3 protein-coding genes are annotated in these 3,612 nt (G+C 65.6%); 2 read left to right on the top strand and 1 reads right to left on the bottom strand.

Translation table 11 applies throughout. The features are described 5' to 3' along the window. Positions 1-129: 129 nt before the first annotated feature. Complete coding sequence (locus B124_RS36900; protein WP_496507389.1) at positions 130-723, bottom strand: hypothetical protein; 594 nt, start codon at positions 721-723, stop codon at positions 130-132. A gap of 1,016 nt (positions 724-1,739) precedes the next feature. Between B124_RS36900 and B124_RS36895 the strand changes: the two genes are divergently transcribed. Next, a complete protein-coding gene (locus B124_RS36895) occupies positions 1,740-1,937 on the top strand; it encodes a helix-turn-helix transcriptional regulator (protein ID WP_496507388.1) in 198 nt (65 codons plus the stop codon). A gap of 260 nt (positions 1,938-2,197) precedes the next feature. Next, positions 2,198-3,310, top strand: coding sequence for a tyrosine-type recombinase/integrase (locus B124_RS36890; RefSeq protein ID WP_496507387.1), 1,113 nt, complete (start codon positions 2,198-2,200; stop codon positions 3,308-3,310). The last annotated feature ends 302 nt before the right edge of the window (positions 3,311-3,612 follow it).

The raw sequence follows: 3,612 nt of genomic DNA, 5'->3' as shown, positions 1-3,612 counted from the left end.
ACCACCCGGGCAATCCGCGACCAGCCCGAACGAGCCCTCCCACTCCTGGGAATCACCAACAACCCAGACACCCAAGGAACTTGATCAAGCCCTGTACTGGACCCGGTTCAAGTGGGCAGGCAGCCGTCCTCACTGCTGCCAATGCCCGACGACGGAGATCACCCCGGTCCCGGTGTGAGGGCTGTAGCGGGCGACGACGCCGATGTCGAGGTCGTCGAGGTCACCGTAGCGGACGGAGACTCGGTCGCTGTGGACACTTTCGGTACCCGATGCCGCGCGGGCAGCCTCCCGGAACTGCGCGATGGCGTCAGAGGGCAGACCGAGCTGTTCCAGCACCGATCGGTACGTCTCGACGGTGTCGCCGAGCGGCTTCGTCGCGGTCTTCACATCGACGTTCACCGGCTCGTCGTCCTCGCTGGCGATCGAGCTGAATGCCAGGTAGCGGGCCGACAGACGCAGGTGCGTGTCCTCGGGTAGGCGCAGCAGGACTCGACGCGATGGCCGCGTTTCGTAGATGGCGGTGTCCCCGGCAGGATCGATGCCGACCTGGTCCGCCGTCGGCCGCTGGCACAGATCCCATACCTCGGTGCCGTCACTCCGGGGCGCCGCCGGCGGAAGCTCGGCCCGGTCCGAGTCTCGGTTCACCGCGATCTCGCACCCGGCGACAACGAGTACGACGGCCAGGCCCAAGGCACTCGTGGCGATTCTCAGTCGGAGCAGCATGGTGCCCCCTTTGCTTGGCCGGCTGCGCTGACTCAAGTGGTTCGGCAACTGGTTCCGTTTGTCGGACCTGGACGGTGGCATCCGGTGGTCTCAACTCTAGCTTGGAAAGGCGGCTTCGACCGTCTGCACCCAGGGACCGCACCGCCCGGTCCCTGCCATCGGGCCCGGAGGTGCCGAATTACCCTACTCCGACCCGCCGACACCGAGGCGCTTCCGCCGCGGACTGGGCTGGTCCCGCAACTCATGGTGATATCTCCCCATGTCCTGAACCACCATCGCCCACCCGGACGACGACACTCGCGAAGGGCGAACTCTCGCCGCTCCACGCCGATGCCGCTGAAAGCCTCGGCCAGTACCGCACTGCTGCGGCCGATTGCCGGCGGCTTGAAACCCCCGGAGAGCGGCTTCTGTGGGGGCGCCGCCACCGGGCACCGGTGGGTGGATCCCTGAGAACAGGACATGGGCACGGTGATCCACCCCGCTTCCCGGCCCAGCTGATCTGGGGTTGCCGGTTCGCCGACGGCAGACAGGGTGATGGCGTAGAAGACTGGAACGACGAGGCGAAGCAAGCAAACCTAGAACGGTTCGAAGCAGCGCGACCACACTCTGCTGCTCTCACATGGGAGCTACGAGGACCGCGGCGCGGGGCAACATAGCCGACGATCGCCGGTTAGCCAAACCGGCGATCGTCACCATCATTGAGGGGTGTTCGCATCCGGCCCACCTTGGCGGTGGAGCCTCGGCGAACACCGGGGCAATCCGTGCAGTCGAGAGCAGGCGCGGAGCTGCCCAGCCCACGGCACACCCGCCGCGGGCAGCGCACACCTTCAGCAGGCGTTTGACATTTCACACGCTACGCGAGGTATTGGCGCTGTCCATGCGCCCTCATTCCCCGCAAGGAAAAACCTGTCCATGCCTCGAAACGTGACTTACCCCGCGTTGCTCCGAGTTCAGGCGTCAACTCTAGTTGAGGATCACCCTGCTTGCTCGGCCCTCTGGCTAGATGCGAGCGGCCCATGGCAGTAGCAGCCAGGGCCGGTCAGAAGATGACCGTTGATGAGGTCTGCACCGAGTTGCAGATCGCTCGATCGACTTTCTACGACTGGCGGCAAAAGGGGCGTGGTCCGCGCTGCATCCGCCTCCCCAACGGCTCCCTGCGGATACGGCGGGGCGATCTCGAAAACTGGCTTACTGATTGTGAGGATCACACCTGACAGCGAGAACTTTCAACGTCCGGATATTCAGCATCGAGCGCCGCAAGCGCCAGACGGGATACAGCTATCGCGTCGTATGGACCGTAGACAGACGCAAGCACAGCGAGACGTACCCCACGAAGGGGCAGGCAGATGCCCGTCGCGCCGAGTTGAAGACGGCAGCGAGCAGGGGAGAACCCTTCAGTCCTGCGACCGGATTGCCGGTCAGCTTCACTAGCAAGGCTGCGGAAACGGGCTGGTATTCATTCGCGGTTGAGTACGTGGACTGGAAGTGGGTCCGAACCAGCGGGAACAGCCGTAAGAACACGGCCAAGGCGATGACAGCCGCCACAGTCGCTTTGCTTCGTACGGAGCCCGGCCAGTTCGACGATCGAGACATCCGCACGGCTCTGCGGGAGTTCGCCTTCAACACGAAGCGGCGTGGTACGTCGGTGCCCGGCGAGGTGAAGGCGATCCTCGACTGGGTCGAGCGCAACACGTTGCCGATGTCCGCCTGGGAGGACACCGCCAAAGCCGAACACGTGGTTGCGGCGATCAGCACGCTGCTTGACGGCACCGCAGCCGCAGCCAGCTCCGTTAATCGAAACCGCCGCATTCTCAGTCTCGCCCTGGACCGCGCGGTCCAGCACAACATCCTGAGGGCCAATCCTCTGGCAGAGCTGGGCAGGCGGGACAGCGGCCCGCGGGTGGGGCAGGCGATCAGCAAGCGGTCCCTGCTCAATCCGGATCAGGTCACCGCGTTGCTCGAATGGATAGGCCAGCGGCCTCGCCGTGGACTGCTGTACCAGGCGTTCTTCGCCACAATCTGCTACGCCGGCCTACGCCCCGAGGAAGCCGTCGCGCTGCGTGTCGCCGATGCCGTCCTGCCCGAAACAGGGTGGGGCGAGATCATCGTCCACAAGGCCCATCCAGAGGTGGGCGGCCAGTGGACGGACAGCGGAGAGGTGCACGAAGTACGCGACCTGAAGGGTCGCGCCGAGGGCGACACCCGCACCGTCCCGATCCACCCAGATCTAGTGGCTCTCCTCCGCCGCGTCATCGCCAAGTACGAACTCAAACCCGACGGGCTCCTCCTTCCCGGCGCAGGAGGGGACACCCTGGCGGGCTCGGTCTACCGGCGCGTGTGGGGCAAGGCCCGCGAAGCGGTCCTCGCGGCGCACGAGTACACCTCTCCCGCTGGCAAACGTGTGTACGACCTCCGCCACACCTGCCTCACAGGGTGGCTGAACGCCGGTGTTCCCCCCGCGACAGTCGCGGAGTGGGCGGGCAACAGTGTCCCGGTCCTCCTGGCGATCTACGCCAGATGTGTCACTGGACAGTTGACCGACTACCTGAAACGGATCGAAGGACTCCGGTACCTGCCGGTGGCGTGATGGAGCGGTCCGGGCTCTGCGCAGGCGCATCCCGGACCGCTTCGCCACGCCCTCCGTGGTATGACGGGGGCGGCGTCGAGTGGAGGCGTCCGCGGGGGACGTATGGGGGACAGTTAGCCGTAGAGACCCGCTTTTGGCCCGTGTCAACCGGACAGGGAACATGATCGTCTATCGGCGTCGAGTCCCTCGTCGGGGGAGGGTGGATAACCCTCTGACGCGTAAATAGGAGCAGGTCAGGATGGGTGTGGGCAGGGCCGGATGCCCGGTGGCTGTGATAGGCCAGCGGGTGTCTGGTGCTGCTG

It is taken from the genome of Streptomyces sp. CNP082 (assembly GCF_059570535.1).
Note: the sequence above shows the minus strand (reverse complement) of the source record. Positions and strands in the feature narration are given on the sequence as shown.